The following is a 24,374-nucleotide window of genomic DNA, read 5'->3' on the forward strand; positions in this document are numbered from 1 at the left end:
TAAAAACTCTATCAAATGAAAAAATATTTCGCCTCTTCCGAACTGATCATCAATGAAGACGGTTCTGTATTTCATCTTCACGTAAAGCCCGAATGGCTGGCAGACAAAGTCATCTTGGTAGGCGACCCCGGACGGGTGGCACTGGTTGCCTCCCATTTCGAGAACAAGGAATGTGAAGTGGAAAGCCGCGAGTTCAAGACTATCACCGGTACTTACCGAGGGAAACGTATTACGGTGGTTTCCACCGGTATCGGATGTGACAACATCGATATCGTGATGAATGAACTGGATGCCCTGGCAAACATCGACTTCGAGACGCGCGAAGAAAAGCCCTGCCTACGTAGCCTTGAGCTGGTACGTATCGGCACCTGCGGAGGCTTGCAACCCTACACTCCGGTGGGTACATTCGTATGTTCTGAAAAATCCATTGGTTTCGACGGTCTGCTCAACTTCTATGCAGGACGTAACTCCGTGTGCGACCTGCCCATGGAACGTGCCTTCCTCAACCATATGGGATGGTCCGGCAACATGTGTGCCCCTGCCCCCTACGTCATTGATGCAAGTGCTGAACTGATAGACCGCATCGCACAAGACGACATGGTACGTGGCGTAACGATTGCCGCCGGGGGCTTCTTCGGACCTCAAGGACGCGAGTTACGCGTGCCGCTTGCCGACCCGCATCAGAATGAAAAGATTGAAAAATTTGAATACAACGGCTACCGCATCACCAACTTCGAGATGGAAAGTTCTGCCCTGGCAGGCTTGAGCCGTCTGATGGGGCACAAGGCCATGACAGTATGCATGGTCATTGCCAACCGCCTGATAAAAGAAGCGAACACGGGATACAAGAATACGATAGATACTCTTATCAAAACAGTACTCGACCGTATCTAAGTTCCCCCTCTCTTTCAGCCAGTCCAGGGAGTAAGGTTTAGCAAAGACTTCATCACATCCTGCTTGACGTGCCCGTTGCTGGTCTGTATAGCAGCAATGTTCTGCTATGACCACAATGGGCACAGAGACGGATTAGGCTTTATAAGCATCTATCCATTATCGATTTGTACAAAGTTACAATAAAAGCCCATAAGTTGAATCGTCATCTCTCTTTTTTGTAAAGAAACCATTATCTTTGCTGAATAAAAATAAGCCGGATAAAATGAACCAAGATACCATTTGTGCCATAGCCACCGCCCAAGGGGGAGCCATAGGATGCATCCGTGTCTCCGGACCGGATGCCATAGAGATAACATCCCGCATATTTACCCCTGCCCGGAAGGGGAAGAAGCTGAAGGATGCCAAGCCATATACACTTACCTTCGGTCATATCCATGAAGAAGAAAACATCATAGACGAAGTACTTGTCAGCTTATTCCGTGCCCCCCACTCGTATACAGGCGAGGATAGCACAGAAATCATGTGCCACGGTTCGAGCTATATTCTTCAGAAGGTGTTGCAACTGCTCATCGGCAATGGTTGCCGCCTGGCCGCTCCCGGTGAGTACACGCAACGAGCCTTCTTGGGTGGCAAAATGGACCTAAGCCAAGCCGAAGCCGTGGCCGACCTCATCGCCTCCACCTCTGCCGCCACTCACCGCCTCGCCATGAGCCAGATGCGCGGCGGGTTCAGTAAAGAGCTGACCTCACTACGCAACCAATTGTTGCACTTCACATCACTTATAGAACTGGAACTGGACTTCAGCGACCATGAAGAACTGGAATTTGCCGACCGCTCCGAGCTATGTCTCCTGGCAGACGGCATAGAGCAAGTAATTTCCCGTCTAGTGCAATCCTTCAGTGTAGGCAATGCCATCAAGAACGGTGTGCCCGTAGCCATCATCGGCGAAACGAATGCTGGTAAATCCACCCTGCTGAATGCACTACTAAACGAGGAACGAGCCATTGTAAGCGACATACACGGGACAACCCGAGATGTGATAGAAGACACAGTCAATCTTGGCGGGATAACTTTCCGGTTTATTGATACGGCAGGCATACGCGAAACGAGCGACACCATCGAGAGCCTAGGAATTGAGCGAACCTTCCAGAAATTGGAGCAGGCGGAAATCGTGCTCTGGGTAGTTGATGCCACGAATGCCGTCTCACGGATACCACAACTAACTGCCCAGATACTTCCCCGTTGCGAAGGGAAACGGCTCATTCTCGTATTCAACAAGGCCGATCTGGTGCAGGATGCCTCAACCATCCTCACCCCCAGTTTCACCCTGGCCGCTACTAATGTGCAATGCATCTCCATCTCTGCCAAAGGGCGTACCAACCTCGACAAGCTTCAGCAAATGCTAATCTCTGCCGCTAACCTGCCCACGGTTACCCAAAACGATGTCATTGTCACGAATATACGCCACTACGAGGCTTTGACCCATGCCTTGGAAGCCATCCACCGGGTCCAACAAGGGATAGCAGAAAATCTATCCGGAGATTTTGTTTCACAAGATATCCGCGAATGTATTTTCCATCTAAGCGATATTGCGGGGGAAGTTACGAACGACATGGTACTTGGGAATATTTTTGAACATTTTTGCATCGGAAAGTAGGTGGTGATTACCAACGATTAGCATATATCATCAACGATTATTAAGGCGTTCATTTTGAGCGCCTTTCTTTTTAGCCTTATAAGCGATGGTTATCGTTTATAGGGCTTTTTTAGCTCATTTTTGTACCGTATTTGTTGCTCGCTTGTTAAAGACTGAAAATCCTGTAGAAAGGTAGTAGAGAAACTATACGCCATTTTACACGGTTTTACGGGAATTTACAGTAATAACGGAGAAATAAAGATGAATTAAAATGAGCAGTAACCTAAAAATTAAGCGAATTTGCGCTTGGTGCGGTAAAGAGTTTATCGCCCAGAAAACAACAACGGCTTGTTGTTCCAAACAATGCGCTAACTCTCTTTATAAAAAGAAGAAGCGTGATGAAGCAATCAAGGCTAACAATCAATTCGTGAATAAAAAGATTGATGAAAAGCCTATTGAAAGAATCAAAGACAAACCATTTCTCACTATTACCGAGACCGCAATCTATCTCGGAGTAACCCGACCAACCGTTTACGGTTACATAAAACGAGGTGAATTAAAAGTCACTCGATTAGGCTTCAAATACCTTTTGAAGAAAGAGGATATTGATGAGTTATTCAATAATCCGACAGAGTTCCATACTCCAACAAAAGAGAAAGCTCCCATCACCGATTTCTATACCACAGCCGAAGTGAAGGAGAAATACCATGTAAATGAATCATGGATATTTGTGGTAGCCAAGAAGAACAACATTCCTCGGACTTTCAATCGTGGCAAAACCTACTGGAGCAAGAAGCACATGGACGCTTACTTTGCCAAGAAAGCCCCGAATCCCGACATTACCGAATGGTATAGTACCCAAGAAATGCAGGATAAATTCGGCATGACCTTATCCGCCATCTACACGTTTGTTTCCAAGAACGCCATCCCAAAAAAGAAAGAGGGTATCATAGTGTACTATTCCAAGAAGCACGTGGATATAGCCAAAGGCATGGCTACACCCGAAGAACCGCAGTATTATACGGTAGCCGAAGCAATGGAGAAGTTCAATCTCACCCGTGACCAACTCTATCATTATGCGAAGTATCATAATATCCCAAAGGTCAAAAAGGGCAAATACACGCTTATTTCCAAACCTGAATTAGATAAGCTACTTGCAGCCCCAAAGATTGAATAAGTTATTTATCGGTGAATGTCCCCACCATTGAATCACCTTATTCCTTTGCACCAAACAAATGTAAAACTCTAAATATTAAACAGTATGACACACACGTGTACAAAAGTAACAGTTCGTCAGAGAGCGATTCGGAACAATCGCATCTCCTTGTATCTGGATTATTATCCGGCAGTCCGCAACCATGAGACTATGCAGATGAGTCGTCGGGAATATCTCGGCATCTACATCTATGCACACCCGAAAAACGAAATGGAACGGGAGTTCAACAACGATATGTTGAACAAGGCAGAGGCTATCCGTTGCATCAGAGTGCAGTCGCTCATCAATGAAGAGTTCGGTTTCTTAGACAAGACCAAACAGAAAGCCGACTTTCTCGCCTACTTCAAAAAGATGTGCCGAAGTAAAGACCAGAAATGGACATTTGTCTATCAGCACTTCTACAACTTTGTCAAAGGGCAATGTACCTTTGGCGAGGTGAATGTGGATTTGTGCAAGAAGTTCCGTGAGTATCTGTTGAACGCCAAACAGCTCAAACATAGCAACCGCCCCATATCCCTCAATTCAGCATCCGGTTACTACTCCACATTCAGAGGTTTATTGAAGATTGCTTATCGAGATAAATGGCTTCGAGAAAACATCAATGACTACCTTGATAAAATTGAACCACAAGATGTGAAGAAAGAGTATCTGACACTGGACGAAGTGAAGCAACTTGCCGCCACACCTTGCGACATACCTGTTCTGAAAGCAGCTTCTTTGTTTGCTTGTCTGACAGGTTTACGCATCAGCGATATTCTCAATCTTCAATGGGAAGATTTTGCCATTGCTCCTGATCAAGGCTACTGTTTGCGCATCAGAACCCAGAAAACTCAAACGGAAGCGACACTCCCCATCAGTTATGAAGCCTATGAACTGTGTGGTACGCCCGATATAGGCAAGGTATTCAAGGGATTGAAGCGGAGTATGATTAACTATCCGCTGAAAAACTGGCTCAAAAAGGCTGGAATAACGAAGCCGATAACCTTTCACGGATTCAGGCATAGCTATGCAGTCATACAAATCTCTTTAGGTACAGATATTTACACGGTTTCAAAGATGCTAACTCACAAGAACGTTTCCACAACTCAAATCTATGCAGATTTGGTAAATGTGAAGAAACGAGAGACAGCCAATAAAATTTCACTGAAATAAACACAACCATGAAACGAGGAATCATAACAAACAACGGACAAGGCATTCATATCTCTGATGGCGAAGTATGGATGACCGCTTGGGAGATTGCCGACTTATTTTATACAACGGTTGGAGCTATCACCTCTCGCATAAAAGCGATATTGAAAGCCAATATCTTAAAGGAGTATGAAGTTTGCCAATGTGTAAGGTTCGAGAATGAAAGTAGCGCCGATGTGTATAATCTCAACATGATTATTGCTCTATCCTATCAAATAAATACTGGACATTCCGCTGAATTCAGAAAATGGCTTATCAATAAAGTAGCTTCCAAGCAGAAGGACATATCACTATTTATTCCAATGAGGTCAGCTAACACTTGCAATTGCTGATACCCACAACTCAAAAGTCCGATGTAGGTTGGTCCCATGTCGGACTTTCCTTTGCTATTGTGGCACAGGCGGCATAGAAAAATGCTACCTACCGGTGCCAAAAGCTGCCACTTCCTGGGGAATGTATCTACACATCTTGCAAATGATATATATTTGCACACAAACGATTAACATATATCATTATGGAGCTGAAAAAGACAGAACATATTACTTTGAATCTGATTGTTTTCGGAACAATCGTCATCATTGGTGTTTTAGCCCGTCAGACCGCACTACACTATGGTTGGGACGAGTTCAGCAGCTACCTTATTTTGGTGGTATGCTCCATTGTCATGGGAGCAATCTATCTCAATATGCAAATGGTATTCGAACAACTCCTTTCTCCAACAATAGAGAAGTACTTTATGAAATTTGAGTGCTACCGCAATAAGGCTGTGGTAGTTGAAACTCCAATTGTACACGCTGAGCTTGCCGAAAATACCATTATTTCAGAATCTATCATTTCTGAACCTGAACCCGAAATTGAAATCGAAACTAAATCTGACACAACAGAAGAAGTTTCTCCCCCTTCGTGTTCTGAACTCAATGAAGATGTGACAGAACTTCCAAAGGAAGAAGCCACACCTTCTACCATCAACAATACATCTATCGAAGAATCTAATCAGCCATCAGAATACAATCTATTCCGTGCCAACGCTATGGCTGAGAAGGAACGAGCATCACAAGAAAAGTTAGATAAGGTTCTCACATATACGAAACAGAACTTGGTTCTCTATCTGAGTGAAACTGACCTTAATCGCTTATGTGGATATATTACGGAATACTACTTCTCTGATTCTTTACCAAAAGTAGAGCAGATAAAGGTTAATGCTCAATTAAAAACCATTGACATCATGCACTTTGGTTGGAATATTGGTAAGGCTTTCGGCAAACCACGCTTACAGACTGCTACATTTATAAAGAGAGTATTCGCTCACACTCTTCGTGATTCAGAAATATCTACCATTGAGCGTAAAATGTCGCACACTGAATCAGAGTGCAGGATTAAACTGGATAAAAAGATTGCATAAATATAACCCTATATAAATATCATTTAACAAAAGTAAGGTCTATATTTTGTTCAATTATCATCAGAATAATTCCTATTAAAATTCCTACGACAATCTCTGAAATCAAACATTTTCGATAATCATCAGAGGAAGATTCTTGCTTTGCAATTTTTGCTATATTTTTAGAAATCACGACTTTCGGGGTATGGAATCTAACAGGAGTCCAAAGAGAAAAAACGATTAATATAATACCTATAAATAGGAACGAGGTAGAATCAAATTGCCATATCCTTATATTATTATAAATCATATATATTGCCAACGTAGATATAGCAACTCCAGTAATCCTTATGCAATGAATAAGCAAAAGGACTATTAGAGAGAATATCGCTAGTATATATTCACCACATACTGCTAAAATGGCTGATGCCGAATTTGCAGAAGCCGATTCTATTTCTGCACTACACGATGATAGAAAGAGTAAGAGTGAGAATACCAATAAATATTTAATATTCCCTATTTTATAAATGACATTATCCATAATGGCAAACTTTGTTTATTTACAAAAATACGGAAAAACTACCAATTAGGATGTTTACAACCTAATATTCATCATTATATTCCACATTTTTCTACTAAGAACTCTTCTTTCTAAGCTATAACTATCATAATTGATATTGCTAATCGCTGAAAATCTATTCATTATCAACAAACTATCACTACAAATCACCATCCAAAAGTTATTCATCAGTTATGTTTTGGTGAATGATTCCACCATTGAAACACCTGTTTCCTTTGCCGTCGAACAATTAAAATCGATTGGCGTATGCAAAAAGAAACAGTAACATTTGATAAGCTACCCGAAGCGGTAGGTTATCTGACCGAACAGGTCATTGAGTTGAAAAGAATGGTGTCGGAACTTCAACCTCCCACATCAGACAAGCACGTATTGGTTGAAATTGAGGATGCTTGCCGTATCATCAAAAAAGCCAAGCCTACCATTTATACATTGGTACGCAAAGGACTACTTCCTGCCTATAAAAAAGGTAAGAAACTCTATTTCTACGAGGACGAACTTCTGGCTTGGATTGAGAACGGACGAAGAAAAAGTGCGGAACAAACATACGAAGAAATGCTTGCCTATATGCAAGGTGGTGTCCGTCATAAGCCCAAATCATCTATAAAACTTTAATGGGTGTGGCTATGGATACATCTTCTATTAATCCGGCATCCATCATTGACGAAGCGGTTGATTTAAGTATGCGACTGACGGGTACTGATTTTCCAATCAGCATATTCCCATCAAAAATCCAACACATCATCAGCGAAGTACACGAATGCCATAACTACCCTACCGACTACATTGCTTCTGCAATTCTTACAGCGATTGCAGTTGGCATAGGTAACACGCATCTTGCACAAATCAAACAAGGCTGGGTAGAGAGTCCTATTCTGTATATGGCATTAATAGGAAGACCGGGAGCAAACAAAAGCCATCCGCTTAGTTTTGCAATGAAACCGTTTCTTGATTATGACTACCAGCAGAATCAGGTCTTTGAAAAGGCTCTTGCCAAGTATGATGAACTGAGGAGCATGAGTCGTAAAGAACGCACGGATAGCGGAGAAGAGCAATTTCCACAAGAACCAATTCGTAAACGCTTCTTGATTTCGGATGTAACGCCCGAAGGGTTAAGCCTTATCCATGCGCAAAACAAACGTGGTTTATGCTTGTGGGCTGACGAGTTGTCCGCTTGGTTCAAGAACTTCAACCGCTATAACAACGGTTCGGAAGAACAGTTCTGGCTGTCAGTGTTCAGTGCCAAGACCCCTATATCTGACCGTAAGAACGCTAAGAGTTCCATCTTCATCAAGCGACCATATATCTCTGTTATCGGCACTATCCAAAAGAAGATTCTTAGTGAGTTGGCAAAAGGAGAACGCTCCAGTAACGGATTCATCGACCGTATTCTATTTGTAATGCCCAATCTGCAACAGAAAGCACGTTGGAATGACAAGGAATTGCCGGAGAACATAGAACAAGAGTGGAATGCCATTATTGATAAGCTGATACAACAGGAGTACACACTCAATGAGTATGGAGAGATAGAACCGCATATTCTTCTTTTCACGGAAGATGCCAAGAAACGGCTTTACGAATGGCAACACCATTTTTCAGAGTTATGCGACCGAGAGACAAACGACACTATCGTGAGTATCTATTGTAAGTTGGAGATATACATCATCCGCTTCTGCCTGATTATCCAATTAGCCCGATGGACTTGTGGAGAGTGTGATAAAACATATATCGATCTGTTGACTGTAGAACGAGCCATCAAACTGACGGAGTATTTCAAGGAATCCGCATCGAGCGTTCAAAACATACTCAATGAAAATGCGCTCAACAGCCAACAACAAGCGATAGTCAATCTGCTTCCTCCAGCCTTTACAACTGCCCAAGCTATACAAATAGCCGAGCAGAACGGAATGAAGGAGCGCACGTTTCAACGCTTTCTCAATGACAGTATCGGGACATTGTTCCGCAAAGAGAAACATGGAGAATATTCAAAGATTAACCCGTGACATTTTTGTCGGTTTTGACACTTTCCTACCGAAAACGACAATAACGACAAAAGTGACACACCCAAAAGAAACATACAATGAGTACACATAGATTTATATTAGAACCCTACAAAGGTGTCAACACTCGGCATACTTGCCCGAACTGTCACCGCCCAAGATGCTTTTCAAAGTACATCGATACTGAGAAGCAAATCCAGTTCCCAAAGTATGTGGGACGTTGTGATCATGAGCAGAAATGCGGTTATCACTTCACGCCTCGTGATTACTTTGAGCAGAATCCGTCAGAAAAAGAAAAATTTGCGGAGAATAGTTTCAGAAGCTATGCACCTATTAAGGAAATGCAACCTATAGCCACATCCCACATTGATTTGGATATAGTCAACCAATCATTACGTGGCTATCCGGCGAACAAGTTGTTTCAATTTCTATCGGCTCAGTTCGGAGAAACAGAGACATTAATACTCATGAAGAAATACAAGGTTGGTACATCCAAATATTGGGACGGTGCAACCGTATTCTGGCAGACGGACAATCAGAATAAAGTCCGCACGGGTAAGATAATGCTTTACAATTCCGAAACTGGCAAGCGGATAAAAGAGCCATACAATCATGTCACATGGGTACACTCCGTACTGCACAAAGGCGATTATAATCTGAAGCAATGTTTCTTCGGAGAGCATCTGCTTCCTGAAGACAAAAGCCGTCCTGTTGCACTGGTCGAAAGCGAGAAAACGGCAATCATTGCTTCCTACTACCTACCCCAATTCCTATGGATTGCATCTGGAGGAAAGAACGGTTGTTTCAATGCCAACAGCCTATCCGTTCTGGCAGGAAGAAGCGTTGTATTATTCCCTGATTTAGGTGCAACCGGCTATTGGCAGAGCAAAATCAGCCAGATGAAAAGCTGCGGAATTGAAGTACAAATGTTCGATTATTTGGAAGCCAACGCTACCGAAGACGAACGCAAGGAGGGGTACGACATAGCTGATTATCTGCTCAAAGTGAAGCCTGATGAAGCTATCCTCCAACAGATGATAAGGAAGAATCCTGTCTTGAAAACACTGATAGAAACATTCGATTTGAAGCTCATCAGCATACAACAAGACACTCCGCAACCGAAGGTTTCACCACCTAAGAAACGAGGATTCAGACTTTGAACTTAGGGAAAGAAATCGAGACTTTTTTTACTGTAGCAAGTTAATGTCGGTGTATTACATTTCCCGACCACTTGCTCCTCAAAAAGTCTGAGGAGGTGACTCCCGATGGTCACAAATTATTCACTAAAAACAATTCACATGGAAAAGAAATATACAATAACACTCCGTCTGTCATATCAACAACACGCATGGCTTGGTGCGCTTTGCAGACGGAGCAAGCAAACTCAAAGCGAAGTCATCCGTTCACTCATCGAGAACGGTTCGGTACGTGAACGAATCACGCAAGAGCATATCCACATCATCCGGCAACTGATTGGCGAAAGTACCAATCTTAACCAGTTGGCAAGACAGGCAAACACCTACGGTTTCTTTGTCGTTGCGGACAGATGCGAGGAAATGGCTCAACACATTAATCAACTTATAAAACGACTGAAAGATGATAGGTAAACAGACTAAAGGAACGTCATTCGGTGGTTGCGTCCGCTATGTTCTCAAAGAGGAAAAATCCAAGCTATTGGAAGCAGTCGGAGTAGAAGGTACACCCGAACAGATAGCAGAGCAATTTGAGTTACAAGCATTACTCAACGATAAGGTAAAGAATATTGTCGGACACACTTCGCTCAACTTCTCACCGGAAGACAGCGCAAGACTAAAGTCCGATGATGCCTTGATGCTGAACATAGCGCACAACTATATGAGACTGATGGGTATTGAAAATACGCAATACATCATTGCACGGCATATCGACCGTGAGCATCCGCATTGCCATATCGTTTTCAACCGAGTGGACAATGATGGCAAGACGATTAGCGACAAGAATGACTTCCGAAAGAATGAGAAAGTCTGCAAAATGCTGACCGCTAAATATCGCTTGCACTTTGCTAATGGTAAAGACCATATCAAAGAAGAACGCTTGCGCCCCTATGATAAGGCAAAACATGAGATATACAAGGCATTGAAAGAAGAACTGCCCAAAGCTCATAGTTGGGAAGACTTGAAAGATGCGCTTGCCGACCGAGACATTGATATGAAATTCAAAGTCAGTAGGACTACACGGGAAATACAAGGTGTCAAGTTTGAGCACAACGGATTTTCTTTCTCCGGTTCAAAAATAAGTCGAGAGTTCAGCTACCTTAATATCAACAACCGATTGGAAGAGAATGCTTGTGCATCCTTGTTAGAGTCTGCCAAACAGGAACCCGAACAGCAGAAAGAAGAGGTGCAACAAAACGTTTCTCATTCCGATGATAGCTTTGGCTTCAGTCTCGGTTTGCTAAACGGAAGCTCATCCTACGATGCCACTGCCGCAGAAGAAGCAGAGTTCAATCGGCTGATGAAAAAGAAAAAGACTAAGCGCAAGCGAGGCTTTCATTTATAATCTATTTTTATTAACATCTTAAATTCAATTATTTATGTTACAAAAAGATTTAATTCTTGATTTCAATCTCTACTTATGTGAGAAGTTTGGCTACAGAGAAAGCTGTAGCGTGATGCAAAATGCCAACGGCTTTTGTGTGGACATTCGTGAACGTGACTTAGACTGCTATATCCGCTTCTGGAAGTATAGCTGTGGAAGAGGCAACTTCCCCGACTGGTCTATCATTATTGTGCGCAGCAACTTCAAGAAGAACCAAGAAGAAAGCCTGAAAGATTTGGCTCGCTTCTTCAAGGAGTACATGCCACGCTATGGTTACAAATACCTCTGTACCGAGGACGATGACTACATGTATTATCAGACACTTGGTTTAAAGTGTATAATGGACGGTTTTTGTCCCAATTATGCACTAGCACTGAAGGATTTAAATGTCTGATACATGGTTTTAGAGTTAAGGAGGGGAAAAATCCTCTCCTTAACTCTAATTCTGACGAATATCAGTCCTTTATAACGTATCAATAAATGTTCCCATTTTTTAATTTAGTGTTCATTAATGAGCTCAAATAGACATTCATATAACGAATTCGCAACTACATTTGCTAAAGGAGTAGGAACTCCATTACTAATAATTTTAAATTTAGATGAAAGTCTACCTGGCCCCAAACAATATTTATCATCTACACCTTGTAGTCTCAACGCTTCACGAACTGTCAACCGTCTATTTTCGTATGGGTGAAGAAAAATCTCATTATTACCAAAACATGTAGTAGGACTATAACGATAACGATGTAATCTTTTAAATGACCTGCGCTTAGTATCACCTTCTTGAATTTCCTTTCTTTTTTCGACATCTTTAGTGAACGCAAAATACTCATTACCGTTTGGTAGTTCCTTTGCACCTTCTAAACAACTTTCAACACACAAACAATATGGTATATGATCTGGTTTTGAAATGTCAATTGCTCCAAAAGGCGTCATACTAGGCCAATTATATTTTTTTTCAGCATTTGGATATTTTGCTTTAGGCCATGGAAAATCCATTGATGTCACATCACTAAGAGACGGTTCACGTTTTAGTGTTGGCGTAAAACTATCTTTTCGAAGTCCAACAATAAATACTCTTTTTCGATATTGGGGAACACCAAAATCAAGTGCATTAAGTATCTTCCTATCAATATAATAATCTTCACATATATTATTTAATAACAAAGTGTCCAATATCTGTTTCTGTTCTTTTCTCATTAGTAATCCAGGAACATTTTCCATAACAAAGAATGAAGGTTTCATCTTACGTATTCGGTTATAGAAAACATGTGTCATTTTACCGCGTTCTCCACCAAACCCCTTTCCATTTCCATTCATTGTAAAATCTTGACACGGAGGGCCGCCAATAATTCCCCATAACGCTGGAGTTCCACAAGGAAACGCTTGATGCAATATATCCTCAGGATTCATATCTGCTAATGATTTAGTTGAACTAATTGGACAATACTTTTTTTCATGTCCTTTAGTCCAAGAAGCAAGACCTTCATCATGTAACTTTGCAAAAGTCTTATCATATTCATTAGCGAATACAATGTCAAATCCCGCGTTAATAAAGCCCATATCCATGAACCCACCACCTGAGAAAAGTGATATAACAGGAATCTGCTTTACCTTATTATAGAAGTTCATAAACAATTGTATTTTCTGTTATTTTATAAGTATAATCATTTGACATTTGAGATGAGCGAATAACATTAAGAAATACTAGTTTCTTATTTATATAATACTCTGGGGCAGTTATTTTATAAAAATCGATACCAGAGATATAATATCGCACATTTTCATATACCAAAACATACATATTTGCACTATGAATTCTCTCTACGTATCCAAATATAGTTTTATACACAGCATCGTCATACTGAATCATATAATTGCAAACATGTCTGCAAGAACAATTGCTACATCTATCCTTTTCGGGCTTTACCAAATTTTGGAAATTAAGTGTAGAAATTGCATTATTTAAAACATAGATTTTATCTTCAACTTCGTTCAGAAGCCTATTACTAAGTTCTGAATTATATTCCACGATATGAGTAGTTCCATCAATGTCTATCAATTTTAATGATCTAATATTACCCACTGCCAAATGCTCACACATTGTAGCATACAAATGCAATTGAATAATGTATTCTTGTTTGATGTTTCCACTCAAATCTTTTATATGCCCTGATTTGTAATCAACTATATCAACATTACCAGAGTCAATGATTACTTTGTCTGCAATACCATATAGACCTATATCTTCACAGGACAACCTCATTTCTAAGTTTACCTTAATATTGGATGATGCAGTTTCCAAATAGTTATTATCCTTTTGCAACAACGAAATCGCATATCTAATAGTTTTATTCCGTTTATCGTAGTCATTGATTTTCGGATTGCGTAATGTTGGATATGTTTCAGTAAGCATTTTTACCTGTTTTTCAACGAGAGTTTCCCATATACCCATCATTTCTTTGGGGGTAGTTATCAACCTTTTGGATGTCAATTCGTAGATTTTGTGTATAATTGTACCAAGTATCGTATTTTTATGTGCTGGTAATAAACAAGATTTATTCCCCATTTTTGACAATACTTTCTGAAGTAACACTTGATATGCACATCCATTGCAAATCCACGAAAAAGAACTTGGGGACAAGGTTTTTATCTCAACCTTGCCCCAAGTCTTATCTATATTTGGTATTTGGACAAATCTCATATTAATTATTATTCTGCTGCCTCTGAATATATTCATAGCAGTTACTTGTACGTCTCAACAAGTTAAATGTATCAATTGTTATCACATTTGTACTATCCCATTGAGGGTTAGCTTCAAATACAGCATCTGCGAGAATTTGTGTTTCAGCCACTCCTTCCCACAAAGGATGTGATACAAATATTGGCTTCCTTCTTCCATTAGGATCATACATATATGGGATGCCATGACTGGTTTGAGCTATTTGGTATGGTCTTGTACTATAAAAACCGTCATTCAGTGATTCTAATAAGGTTGTAGCTAAATCCGTCCACCCTTGAAGCTCTGGTGTATTGAAATTGCCATCAGCTCCTGCTTTATATGTTGAGTCACACATTACACGGAATAAAGCAATACCTAAACGCCAATCAAGTAAACCATGATATGGCATATTGAGGTAAGATTTCAAACATTTGTAGCATGAAGAGTTACATTCCTTAATATGGTCATCACTCAGCATTTGTTTAAAGTACCAATCTTGGCCATTGAGTATTCTGTCCCGATAATTATTGAAGTTATCAAAGAAATCTGCGACAAAACCAGAGCCATTGATTTTTTCATCAGCAAGACACACTTCTCCTAAATTGCCAGCTTTTGAAAGAATTTCCACAACATCTATTTCTGTTGGATCCACATCCAGTTTAGATGCTATTGCTCTTTGAATAATAAATGATAATGTATAATATGCAGCCCTTACACCTTGAGTACGGAAATCTAGTTCATTATTTACATCACAATGAAATGGTTCAAGAATCAACCCATCAACTCTATTTGTCGGTGACAATGTTATCACATTGGTAATTTTCTGTGCTGCTAGATGAATTTTCTCCATCGTTCCATTAGGAGTAATTGTCGTTTTCACGTCTTTGTTGTCACCTGAAGATAAAAATGGACTATCCGCAAGGTTATATGGTCCTTGTGCTCCGTTATATACAGGATTAGCTATCCATTGACTCTTCGCTGAACTGAAATGCATACCATTAAGAGAATATCTAATACCGCATTCACAACCCTCGATTTCCTTGTCACTAATACGCCAAGTTTTACCGTCTTTACGTAATGTAAGAGTGATATTCATTCCATTTGCATGACACTGTTCTATAGGATGTTCGGTGTTTTCCATTCGAATACCATTTCGCTTAACCGAAATATCGGAATCATCTCTTTGATCAAATCCCTTTGAAAGAGCCGTAACAAACGCAGCTGGTGTACAGATAGTCCGAGCTATCATTGGAGATCCACAAAAATCACAATTAACATCCGTGGTATTAGGGTCACGATTATCTGTCACGATACATTTACAACTTTTATTGCTACACTCCCAAAAAGTCATTCTTAATGGAAAAATTGGAGCAGCAGCATTTCCCTTGGTCTTAACACAATAATTTCCTCTTGCTCCAACACCATACACAAGCGATGATTGTGAAAATCCTATGGCTGTAAGAATATGTTTGTCTTTAGTAACAGAAGCACCTGGAGCAAATGCAGTAATAGCCTGATCTATAGGACGAGACACTGATGAGATTTCCTCTTTAACCCCATTACCATTAGTATATTGTAAACTATGATATAAGACTCTATCTCTCGTTGGCATTCCATACATTGGTAGTACACCTCCCTCTGCCAAACATTCTGCCAAAGAATCAACAACAATAGAATCATCCGCTACAGCTTTATCCATCTGTGCGATTAAACCGTTCGCATCCGATGCATAGACTACAAGCCTGTCTATGCATTCCTGGTTTTCAGTTAACAATGAAGCAATATCTTTCAGCTTTTGATTTGCAGTATCAGACAACCACCTTTGCACATAAACTTTTATACCATTCGTATTGTCTTCCCACTCTTGTCGAGTGCCAAATTCTCCATGAGTATTGCCATCTAACCGTATATGATTTTCCGATGCAAAAGACTTAAATGCATAATAGAGAATCTCTTTCGCATAAAGCCGCTGCAAAATTTCAAGTTGATCCATAGATAAGAACGGTGTGGGTGGTTGATCACCGGTTATTTGATGAGGATTCAAAAAATAATGCTCGTCATGGCTGCGACCACGACAAAGTGTGAGGATCATAGAATAGGCCTGTCCACGACGACCACCTCGTCCAACACGCTGCTGATAGTTGAATCGTTGAGGAGGCATATTAGTTAGCATCACTCCTTGCAAAGGACCTATATCCACACCAACCTCCATAGTAGTTGTCACACTTAAAATGTCGATGGAACGTGCTTTCTCTAGATATTCTGCATTATTATCTTGACTATTTATCCTAACTATATCACGGAACTCCAACTGGCGTTCACTTTGATTATCTGTCTGACCAGAAAGTTCCTCACTGTGCAATCTACAGGCAGGACGATGTTTTACCACATTAATCATTAAATCTGTGCGTTTTCTAAGTTCGTCAACTGTGATAATATGGTTTTCATCCAATCTTTGATAGCAACCTGTACAAATTCCTACCGACTTGTTCAAATGAATACGACCACAATAAGGACAAACGTAACCGAACTCATTATTTGAAACACAACGAATCTTAAGTGTATGAGGTTGCAAAAACATCTTGCTGTTACCTATTGATTTAAGATAATCCAAGACCGCCTGACCTAAAATATTCGAAACCTTCCTCTGTCTCCCATTTTGTGTTTCGTATGGAATGTTATACTTAGTGCAACAAGCATAGATAAACATCCTAACAGGATGTCTAACTTTTAAATTTTGAAAATCCGCATCATTATCTCTAGGGAAAATATGATCAGAATAAGGATTATTCGCATAACGATGCGAATTACCTATCAATCTAATGACGGAATCAACTATCTCCATGAACATTTCATTGGAAATATATAAAGTCAGATTCGGCTGAGTTGCATTATTGGTATGAGCTGAAGTAAGGACGGTATGAATCAGATTATCATCCTTTGATACTGTAACCCAACCTATACCTGCACTTTCTGCATTATAATGTAGACGGCCAAAAAGGACACGCATAACATTTTGAATAATTGTCTTCCCAACCTTCTCGTTCACATTTTCTTTCAACTTGTCAGAAGCATTATCTCCAACCTCATACCACATCACAGGGTCTGCTGTTGAAGTCTCCTCAAAATGCTGATTTGCAGAATCGCAACCGGCAGGATTTGTATACAAATTATGGAAAGCCTTATATATAGGTGACTCTATACAGTTATCTGTCTTTATTAAATCCTCTATAGAAATAGTCTTTGCCAATACGTTTTTTACCTGCGCAATATCACTATCTATTGTATCAAGTATGCGCTGAGCATTCCGCTTTTCACGAGGAGTTGCATTTGAATCCTTCATTTTAAAACTTGCATCTTGCTTGTCTTCTAAAAGTTCGGCAAGTTCTTTTTCTTTTTTTGTATAATCGATACTTGGATCAAGTGTACACTTCTCCACAATGATATCACGCATCAAATCTGTATATTGATTGCGTTCAATACTATTCGCTACCACAGCTGCATCCTGTCGGCTATCTGCAAATGTCACAAGTTTGCGATTATGCAGAGTGGGTAATTGATAGAACAATTCACGTGCATATAGTTGGGTTATTTTATTGAAACCTGTACGAAAACCTCTCAAGGGTGAACGAAATGATTTACCTGACCTATTGCTAGTACAATGAGGACAGTGACATGGTAATGCTGGTGCTGCGGAAGCAGCCTCACGATTTGCATTTCCGTCAAGAGCAGGCACAGTATATAAAAAGCCCCTAATACCAGGATGTGTTTCTCCCTCTTGGGCAATTATGACATGCCCTGTTTTCTTATCAAGGAATGCAAGTTGCCAAGTACAATCAAGATTATGCGCACTGTCACCGAAACCATCTTTGTGCGATAGATCTATTTCTGCATCTCGCAAACGCCTATCTATTTCCCCATCTTTTACACTTGATGGCACGGGATAGAATATCGCAAACTCATTATAGTTACGTTTTTCTACCATAACCTGACTTTGGTGTTCTGGCAGTTCCTCAAGATTGGAACTTGTAGGCAAAATATCGGTCTGCCACATTCCATGCTCCCCGTAGGCATGCCGCTTTCCTCCATAAAATATCGTTCCGCATTGCTCGCAATAAAGTAACTCTAGCACACGCTTTTCACCATCTATATCACAGGAATGAGCATGAAGTCTACCTACGGGTCTATTATTGTTTTCATTATATTCCTCCAAGGTAGCCCATAAACCATCAATATTTCGATAAAACAAATGAAAACGGAAACGTTGCATCGAACCGCAATCTACACCAAATGTCTTATTGTCGAATATATCATATAGTCCACGAATGATTACAAGTCCTTCGGCTGCTTTTGTCTCATTTTCAGTTTGACCGCCAAAAAGAAAATCCGCAAAATACCGACCTAATACATTTGCTGATTCTGACTCACCTTTTCCGCGTGAAAAAGGAATGGCTCTATTATGCCCAAATTCGTTTAAATCAAATGTATCCGACAGACGTTTGGAGATAGCCAACTCATCCGATGCAAAAATATGAAGTAGCTGTAACAATCCATCAGTTTCAGGCAATGTATAGCCTGCATAACATGCTAAAGCCTGTGCAGCTTCTGAACACACTTTATCCACTAACGCCTTAGTTTGCATATTGCTTTGATACTCCTCAAAACACAAAGGATTCTCATAGAATAAATCACAAATGTTGCAGAATGGCTCAACGGGAAGTTTGCTGTCATAATTCTGATCGGGCTGTACATAATGCCCCTCCACAACATTTTCCGCTGTAAACTCCACACCAAAGAAATCTTTTAAAAACTTCAAACTTTCTTCTCTTTTCTCCCCAGTCACTTCAAGAGATGCCGAAGATGAGAGAATGCGAAGCTGTGGACTATTAGGTGTCAGACCCAATCTGTTAAGTAACAAACGAATAAGATATGCTGTTTCTGTACCCGATGTTCCACGATTTAAATGCAACTCATCAATAATCAGGTGAAATATGTGAGATGAATCTTTTTTAAGCCATTGACGAGTCTTCTCTATGATAGGATTATCTACCTCACGCATCAGCATCATTGCCAACATTGAATAGTTGGTAATAAGAATATCCGGAGGGGTTTGTTGCATATCAAAACGTGAACGCATCTCAGAAGAAGCAATACCGTCCTTACCACATATCATCTGTGATATAGTGCGACGCACACTATATTTCTCCCGACTTTTCATTTGTTCCTCCATTGGCAAATCAGAATCTAACAACTTCAATGTGTCATCAGTCATTGCATCTAACTCTCTCATTGATGTTAATAGACTTTGATATATTCTATCATTGTTCGCAGTATTCCCTGATTTGGGATAACCAGAAGTTGGTGTCGTTCCATTGTAACGACCGAAAAAGATACGATTACCTTTTAGACGTTCAGTCATCCATTTCTGTATCTCATCATTATCTAACGCATCGCGCAAGCGCGTCATCTGATCTTCCACCAAGGCATTCATCGGATATATAATGAGTGCACGAACAGCAGCATCTCGTTGTTCATTTGGACGTTGCATTGCACGTGCAGCTAACTTTCCCGGAGTGCCAGGGACAGCCCCTTGTGGGAATTCAAAAATGTCATTTCTTGAAAGAGGGAATCCATTATTGGCAGTCCACCATCTATTAGGGGAATACGATTCTGGCTTTTTCCATTCCCGTTCCGCCTCTTTGATTATATCTGCAAGCATTGGCAATAAGAATGATTCTGTTTTACCTGAACCAGTGCCGGAAGTGATAATGCAGTTCTTGCCTTCAAGTACCTTGCGAAGCATCTCTGCCTGATGTTGATAAATAGGATAATCACCGCTTATCAGTCCTTTGCAGATAAATTCCTTAAAAATTGCAGATGCTTCAGGGTTCATCGTTGGAAGATCCTCAGGCCTTAAAGTTGAGATGCGCAACTTGCTTCTATTTTCCAACTCAACATTGTTATAAGCGGGCAATGATTCTATCCAAGGTTCACGAGCTGCAACTTGATCTGTACGAAGCAGTTCTTCTCGTTCTTTTTCAATGCTTTCATAACGAGTGCCGAAAGCAGTCTTTACATAGAGAATAAAATTATCCTTTATCTCTTTATACGCGTAAATCGGATTAATAAGATATTTTGCCATTATATTATTACTGATTATATTTGTCCTAATTTTCCTAATATTGTATCAGGGCTACTGGCACTTGCATATGTGCAAGGGTTCACGCCAATACTATATGTCCTGCTGCCAAATGTCGATGTTGGCGTTTGTCCTGTTAATAGGGTCAGAGCCCTAGCATAAAGTAGCGGCAGGCGAATTTGCTGTGGCATACTAATTTGGGCTTTATCCTCATCATGGATAAGAACTTTAGCATCAGACAAACTCATTCCTATGAAATGTCCCCAATATTTGTCCACCTCAAACATACATCCATCCTTTATTACCACAGATACTTCTTCCCTTGTACCAGGAAAGAAGGTGACAAAATCGTTGGCTTTGTCGAAATCTTTTTTATTTATTTCCTGATTTGATATAGATCTGCCTTCGCTACATCTTTCGGAATAAATTTCAGACATTCTATTGTAATCAATAGCACGAAAATGGGGAACTCCCCAAAAATCCCGTTCCTGTCCATTATTTATATATGTAAGATAATCACTAACAGAAGGCAGCATCTCTAGCAAAGCGTTTGCATAAATATTATCTTGATACTTTAAGTTCAATTTCTTCGCTATTTCTGAAAAGACTCCTCTCTCTTTAGCATGAATAAAGATCGTTTGAGGCATCAGCAAATTATCATCACTAATTACTTCCATCTTATATCCAAGTATTGACTGATACTTTGCAATTTCCTGTATAAGCGATGGTGTTCTACCTCCAGAGAGAAGACATTTGTAATATCGTTCTGTACATTTCTTGCTTACAATATTTTTACCTTGCATACTTGAAATAACATTCCTCTGATAATCTGGAGATAAGAGTATCAGTGTTGGATGATTTGCAGTTAAACATAGTCCTTTATCTGTATATACATAATTAATATAACCCATTCGAAAGTAATCTGCAAGAGTATTTTGAAGTACAAACTTATTTGATTCAATAGATAATTCAACATTTTCGTATTCTGAAGCAATACGATCTCTAATTTCCCTAATCCATTCCATTGTTATTACCCAACGATCCGTTTGATAGGATGCGGATGTAAGTGCATAGAGCATATAATCGGTCTTTTCGTATGTAGAAATTCCTATTTCCTGTCTATCTGCATTCTTCATCTGCAATTGGAGCGTATTCCAGTTTATCAAATTCCTCTGCATAATATCGTCTGGTAGAGAAAGTCCTAAAATCGATGAATTATCTGTCATTCCCCCCCATGTATCCAATCCTACTTCCTTAAAGTTTTCAGGTAACACAAAATCACTAAATTTATATGTTTTACCATAAGGAATAGGACTTTCATTACAATACAATTGAAACTCTTTATTTAACTGGAAAATATTTTTAAACGGTTTAAGAATCCAGAGTCCTTTTTCATGATTGTATGTCAATTCAGTAGAACTTCGGTGTTCACTATTGACTGAAACAGCATAAATCTTATCATTTACCACATCAACGCCACTAATTTTAAATTGTGCAGCAAATAACTCTGACAATAAAACGACATCCTCCTGAACACCCATTTTTACCTCAATGTTACCTACAGACTTGCATCGAATCTCCGATTTGAAGTGGAGATTATTACATTGAGGCATTTCTGTTGAGACACTTCTTATTTCATAAAGATTATAGCACTCTCCCAACAAGCCTCTTGAAATACAAATTGCAAAATTTTCTTCAAGCCAATTTGCAAACAATCCTTCAGCACTATTACGTAGAAGAAAAAGGTAGTATTCTCCTTTTACAAACTCATTCGTTGCTACATATTTATTCTTATACACCTTAAGCAAATAATAATCAGTAACAACAAATCTTGCTTTTATGCTCTGCGAACTCTCCTCATGAATACTAAACACTCCATTCTCTTTCTTTAAAATAAGATTTAAGTTATTTTCTTCTATACAGAATGGTTTGTTGGCATATCCATCATTTTTAATGTATACGGACGATAAAGACTCTTCAGTATCGTCTGTAACAAAAGTCATGTCATCCATTTCATCTATCTCAGAACAATACAATTGAAGTCCAAATTTTGCAGTTTGGGAATTCCAATCATAATCCAATAATAAGAATAATGGATAGTACGTATTCCCAGATTCTATTTTCACTTTGCCTGTCTTCCTGTCTCTCTCCTTTATCTTAGTTGTGCCATCCCAGTTATCATACTCTTGGCGAAGGACGTTAACAAGATACTCTTTAAAGTCTTTACTAATGAGTTGCTTAAATTTATGCAGAGAAAGACCTATATACTGATAATGATTACAAAATGCTGAAAGTAGTCTATCATTTTCGATATTTACTTTTGGCACCAGTCCACCTTTATCAAATAAAATACAAAACTTCTGAAGACGAGATGGCGATAGAAGGCTTTCTTTCATCAGCGAACGCACATAATGTTTTACTCCACTTTCTGTAATCACGTCACAGGATTTGAATGGCAAGCCCTCCGATTCAGCCCAATTATTAATATATTTCCAAATTTCATCAAGTTTGATATTATTCAACAATTGGCCGACACTTTGGCCCTTTCTATTAATAAACTTGTTGTGGAAAAGAAATGGCAGTAAATGTCCATAATATTCGTTTCCATGTAGTTCTAGGTCATCATTTTCACAGATAGGCATAATAAGTACCGCAACTATAGCAAGCAGACATTTGTAATTCTGTTCAGTTATAGATTGTCGCTTCAGTTCTATAATTCTATTTTCGAAATCCTTAATAGTTGGATTGCCATCCTTTATCGAGCACCAAAATTTGCAAACAAAATCTCGTTTAAGAGGAGTTCTATAAATTAAAATATTGTAGTACAGTTGTTTATATGGTTCCAAGAGCGTAAATTTGCAGAAAATAAGAATTTTATAATGAACAAGTTATCCCGATACCGTAAGCTTCGTTATAATCAACTATTTGAGTCAGAGAATCGTGAATTGCGTTTGAATGAAATGGGCAATCCTCTTGAAGTGTTGTCTCAGTATGTTGATTTTGAGATCTTTCGTCCTACTCTTGAATCAGCCCTTTTTACCGGAGAGCGCAAAAGTAATGCCGGTCGTCCGCCGATAGACTGTGTGCTGATGTTCAAGGTCTTGTTTCTTCAGCGTTATTATGGTTTGAGTGACCATCAGATAGAGTATCAGATAGTTGACCGTACGAGTTTCCGCAAGTTTCTTGGTATTGAATGTGTTGACGATGTTCCTGACGAGAAGACGGTGTGGAAGTATCGCGAACTCCTGACAAATACAGGCGTTTATGACAAGCTTTTTTCGGAATTTCATAGTTTCATGGAAAGTAAGGGTCTGCAATTCAATGAGGGTCGCATCATTGATGCCAGTTTTGTTATTGCCCCTCGCCAACGTAACACCCGTGATGAAAATGAGCAGATAAAACAGGGAGCGGGTAATAAGTTGTGGAATGACAATCCCCACAAGAAGTGCCACAAGGATGTAGATGCCCGCTGGACAAAGAAGCGTGATGAGACTTTTTACGGCTACAAGCAGCATACTAAAGTTGAGAAACGCAATAAGATCATACTTTCTTATGATACCACGTCGGCAGAAGTGCATGATTCCAAAGGCTTTGAAGGACTGCTGGATGAAAAAGACGAAGGCAAGGACTTGTATTTGGACGCCGGTTATGTCGGACAAGAGGAGATTGTAAAACAGCATAAGATGAATCCGATAATTTGCGAAAAGGGCTACCGTAACCGTCCGCTTACCAAGGAGCAGAAATCAGACAATAGGAAAAAATCCAAGACACGTTGCCTTGTCGAGCATGTATTCGGGTTTGAGGAACAAACCATGCGTGGACTTGTGGTGCGTACAGTAGGGCTTATTCGTGCTAAAGCCAATGTAGCACTCACCAGTCTTGTGTATAACATCAGTCGTTACACGCAAATAATCAGGCTGAAACCTGAGTTGTTGGGGTGAATTATGCCTGCACATCCAATTTTTACAACAAACACAAGTTAATTATTGTAAAAATTGGGGGGGGTAGAAAATATTCGCTAAATTTGAAAGACTAAAGCTC

The 24,374-nt window shown here is 39.9% G+C and carries 18 protein-coding genes; 13 read left to right on the plus strand and 5 right to left on the minus strand.

Features of this window, described 5'->3' with window-relative positions; translation table 11 throughout:
- Positions 1–15: 15 nt before the first annotated feature.
- The 6 genes from HUX74_RS02930 to HUX74_RS02955 all read left to right on the plus strand — a co-directional run bounded on the left by HUX74_RS02930 (position 16) and on the right by HUX74_RS02955 (position 6,339).
- The gene (locus HUX74_RS02930) at positions 16–894 is read left to right on the plus strand and encodes a nucleoside phosphorylase (protein WP_174646174.1); all 879 of its coding nucleotides are present in this window, start codon (positions 16–18) and stop codon (positions 892–894) included.
- Positions 895–1,156: 262 nt separating this feature from the next.
- Positions 1,157–2,551, plus strand: a complete 1,395-nt coding sequence (gene mnmE / locus HUX74_RS02935) for a tRNA uridine-5-carboxymethylaminomethyl(34) synthesis GTPase MnmE (protein ID WP_117967084.1) — start codon at positions 1,157–1,159, stop codon at positions 2,549–2,551.
- Between the two features lie 250 nt (positions 2,552–2,801).
- The gene (locus tag HUX74_RS02940; RefSeq protein WP_174646175.1) at positions 2,802–3,707 is read left to right on the plus strand and encodes a helix-turn-helix domain-containing protein; all 906 of its coding nucleotides are present in this window, start codon (positions 2,802–2,804) and stop codon (positions 3,705–3,707) included.
- Between the two features lie 84 nt (positions 3,708–3,791).
- Complete coding sequence (locus HUX74_RS02945) at positions 3,792–4,898, plus strand: site-specific integrase (protein ID WP_174646176.1); 1,107 nt, start codon at positions 3,792–3,794, stop codon at positions 4,896–4,898.
- A gap of 8 nt (positions 4,899–4,906) precedes the next feature.
- Complete coding sequence (locus tag HUX74_RS02950; protein WP_174646177.1) at positions 4,907–5,269, plus strand: lipofamily protein; 363 nt, start codon at positions 4,907–4,909, stop codon at positions 5,267–5,269.
- 182 nt (positions 5,270–5,451) lie between these two features.
- Entirely contained in the window at positions 5,452–6,339 is an 888-nt protein-coding gene (locus HUX74_RS02955; protein WP_174646178.1) for a mobilization protein, read from the plus strand.
- A gap of 19 nt (positions 6,340–6,358) precedes the next feature.
- On the opposite strand, the gene HUX74_RS02960 is transcribed toward HUX74_RS02955, so the two are convergent.
- On the minus strand, positions 6,359–6,859 hold the full coding sequence (locus HUX74_RS02960) for a hypothetical protein (RefSeq protein ID WP_174646179.1): 501 nt from the start codon (positions 6,857–6,859) through the stop codon (positions 6,359–6,361).
- A 285-nt stretch (positions 6,860–7,144) separates the two neighbouring features.
- Here HUX74_RS02960 and HUX74_RS02965 point away from each other — a divergent pair, with 285 nt between their 5' ends.
- The 6 genes from HUX74_RS02965 to HUX74_RS02990 all read left to right on the plus strand — a co-directional run bounded on the left by HUX74_RS02965 (position 7,145) and on the right by HUX74_RS02990 (position 11,866).
- Entirely contained in the window at positions 7,145–7,510 is a 366-nt protein-coding gene (locus tag HUX74_RS02965; RefSeq protein ID WP_174646180.1) for a helix-turn-helix domain-containing protein, read from the plus strand.
- A gap of 11 nt (positions 7,511–7,521) precedes the next feature.
- A complete protein-coding gene (locus HUX74_RS02970) occupies positions 7,522–8,898 on the plus strand; it encodes a DUF3987 domain-containing protein (RefSeq protein ID WP_174646181.1) in 1,377 nt (458 codons plus the stop codon).
- Between the two features lie 77 nt (positions 8,899–8,975).
- Positions 8,976–10,055 (plus strand): DUF6371 domain-containing protein, encoded by a 1,080-nt coding sequence (locus tag HUX74_RS02975; RefSeq protein WP_174646182.1) that lies wholly within the window; start codon positions 8,976–8,978, stop codon positions 10,053–10,055.
- Between the two features lie 138 nt (positions 10,056–10,193).
- Positions 10,194–10,502: a MobC family plasmid mobilization relaxosome protein gene (locus HUX74_RS02980; protein ID WP_174646183.1), complete on the plus strand. Its 309-nt coding sequence runs from the start codon at positions 10,194–10,196 to the stop codon at positions 10,500–10,502.
- A complete protein-coding gene (locus HUX74_RS02985; protein WP_174646184.1) occupies positions 10,492–11,433 on the plus strand; it encodes a relaxase/mobilization nuclease domain-containing protein in 942 nt (313 codons plus the stop codon). The genes HUX74_RS02980 and HUX74_RS02985 overlap by 11 nt, the downstream gene beginning before the upstream one ends.
- 34 nt (positions 11,434–11,467) lie before the next feature.
- Entirely contained in the window at positions 11,468–11,866 is a 399-nt protein-coding gene (locus tag HUX74_RS02990; protein WP_174646185.1) for a hypothetical protein, read from the plus strand.
- Between the two features lie 104 nt (positions 11,867–11,970).
- Here the strand turns inward: HUX74_RS02990 and HUX74_RS02995 are convergent, their stop codons facing one another.
- From HUX74_RS02995 to HUX74_RS03010, 4 genes are read right to left on the minus strand one after another with little or no spacing between them, the layout of a single operon-like run.
- Positions 11,971–13,104, minus strand: a complete 1,134-nt coding sequence (locus HUX74_RS02995) for a DNA cytosine methyltransferase (protein WP_118363820.1) — start codon at positions 13,102–13,104, stop codon at positions 11,971–11,973.
- Entirely contained in the window at positions 13,091–14,212 is a 1,122-nt protein-coding gene (locus HUX74_RS03000; protein ID WP_174646186.1) for a PD-(D/E)XK nuclease family protein, read from the minus strand. Before HUX74_RS03000 ends, HUX74_RS02995 begins: the two co-directional genes overlap by 14 nt.
- Positions 14,178–20,336: a DEAD/DEAH box helicase gene (locus tag HUX74_RS03005; protein WP_174646187.1), complete on the minus strand. Its 6,159-nt coding sequence runs from the start codon at positions 20,334–20,336 to the stop codon at positions 14,178–14,180. The genes HUX74_RS03000 and HUX74_RS03005 overlap by 35 nt, the downstream gene beginning before the upstream one ends.
- Positions 20,337–20,350: 14 nt before the next feature.
- Positions 20,351–22,975: a hypothetical protein gene (locus HUX74_RS03010; RefSeq protein WP_174646188.1), complete on the minus strand. Its 2,625-nt coding sequence runs from the start codon at positions 22,973–22,975 to the stop codon at positions 20,351–20,353.
- 237 nt (positions 22,976–23,212) lie between these two features.
- On the opposite strand from HUX74_RS03010, the gene HUX74_RS03015 reads away from it, so the two are divergent.
- Positions 23,213–24,274: an IS5-like element IS1169 family transposase gene (locus HUX74_RS03015; protein WP_008657074.1), complete on the plus strand. Its 1,062-nt coding sequence runs from the start codon at positions 23,213–23,215 to the stop codon at positions 24,272–24,274.
- Positions 24,275–24,374 lie beyond the last annotated feature (100 nt).

The sequence above is a fragment of the Bacteroides sp. Marseille-P8574 genome (assembly GCF_902825465.1).
Classification (GTDB): Bacteria; Bacteroidota; Bacteroidia; order Bacteroidales; family Bacteroidaceae; genus Bacteroides; species Bacteroides uniformis.

Excerpts from the sequence above, each read along its gene's own strand:
- HUX74_RS03015 (WP_008657074.1), top strand. The coding sequence starts at position 23,213 with ATGAACAAGTTATCCCGATACCGTAAGCTTCGTTATAATCAACTATTT.
- HUX74_RS02960 (WP_174646179.1), bottom strand. The coding sequence starts at position 6,859 with ATGGATAATGTCATTTATAAAATAGGGAATATTAAATATTTATTGGTA.
- HUX74_RS02940 (WP_174646175.1), top strand. The coding sequence starts at position 2,802 with ATGAGCAGTAACCTAAAAATTAAGCGAATTTGCGCTTGGTGCGGTAAA.
- mnmE (WP_117967084.1), top strand. The coding sequence starts at position 1,157 with ATGAACCAAGATACCATTTGTGCCATAGCCACCGCCCAAGGGGGAGCC.
- HUX74_RS02975 (WP_174646182.1), top strand. The coding sequence starts at position 8,976 with ATGAGTACACATAGATTTATATTAGAACCCTACAAAGGTGTCAACACT.
- HUX74_RS02995 (WP_118363820.1), bottom strand. The coding sequence starts at position 13,104 with ATGAACTTCTATAATAAGGTAAAGCAGATTCCTGTTATATCACTTTTC.
- HUX74_RS02955 (WP_174646178.1), top strand. The coding sequence starts at position 5,452 with ATGGAGCTGAAAAAGACAGAACATATTACTTTGAATCTGATTGTTTTC.
- HUX74_RS02950 (WP_174646177.1), top strand. The coding sequence starts at position 4,907 with ATGAAACGAGGAATCATAACAAACAACGGACAAGGCATTCATATCTCT.
- HUX74_RS02990 (WP_174646185.1), top strand. The coding sequence starts at position 11,468 with ATGTTACAAAAAGATTTAATTCTTGATTTCAATCTCTACTTATGTGAG.
- HUX74_RS02930 (WP_174646174.1), top strand. The coding sequence starts at position 16 with ATGAAAAAATATTTCGCCTCTTCCGAACTGATCATCAATGAAGACGGT.
- HUX74_RS02965 (WP_174646180.1), top strand. The coding sequence starts at position 7,145 with ATGCAAAAAGAAACAGTAACATTTGATAAGCTACCCGAAGCGGTAGGT.
- HUX74_RS02980 (WP_174646183.1), top strand. The coding sequence starts at position 10,194 with ATGGAAAAGAAATATACAATAACACTCCGTCTGTCATATCAACAACAC.
- HUX74_RS03010 (WP_174646188.1), bottom strand. The coding sequence starts at position 22,975 with ATGCCTATCTGTGAAAATGATGACCTAGAACTACATGGAAACGAATAT.
- HUX74_RS02945 (WP_174646176.1), top strand. The coding sequence starts at position 3,792 with ATGACACACACGTGTACAAAAGTAACAGTTCGTCAGAGAGCGATTCGG.
- HUX74_RS02985 (WP_174646184.1), top strand. The coding sequence starts at position 10,492 with ATGATAGGTAAACAGACTAAAGGAACGTCATTCGGTGGTTGCGTCCGC.
- HUX74_RS02970 (WP_174646181.1), top strand. The coding sequence starts at position 7,522 with ATGGATACATCTTCTATTAATCCGGCATCCATCATTGACGAAGCGGTT.
- HUX74_RS03005 (WP_174646187.1), bottom strand. The coding sequence starts at position 20,336 with ATGGCAAAATATCTTATTAATCCGATTTACGCGTATAAAGAGATAAAG.
- HUX74_RS03000 (WP_174646186.1), bottom strand. The coding sequence starts at position 14,212 with ATGAATATATTCAGAGGCAGCAGAATAATAATTAATATGAGATTTGTC.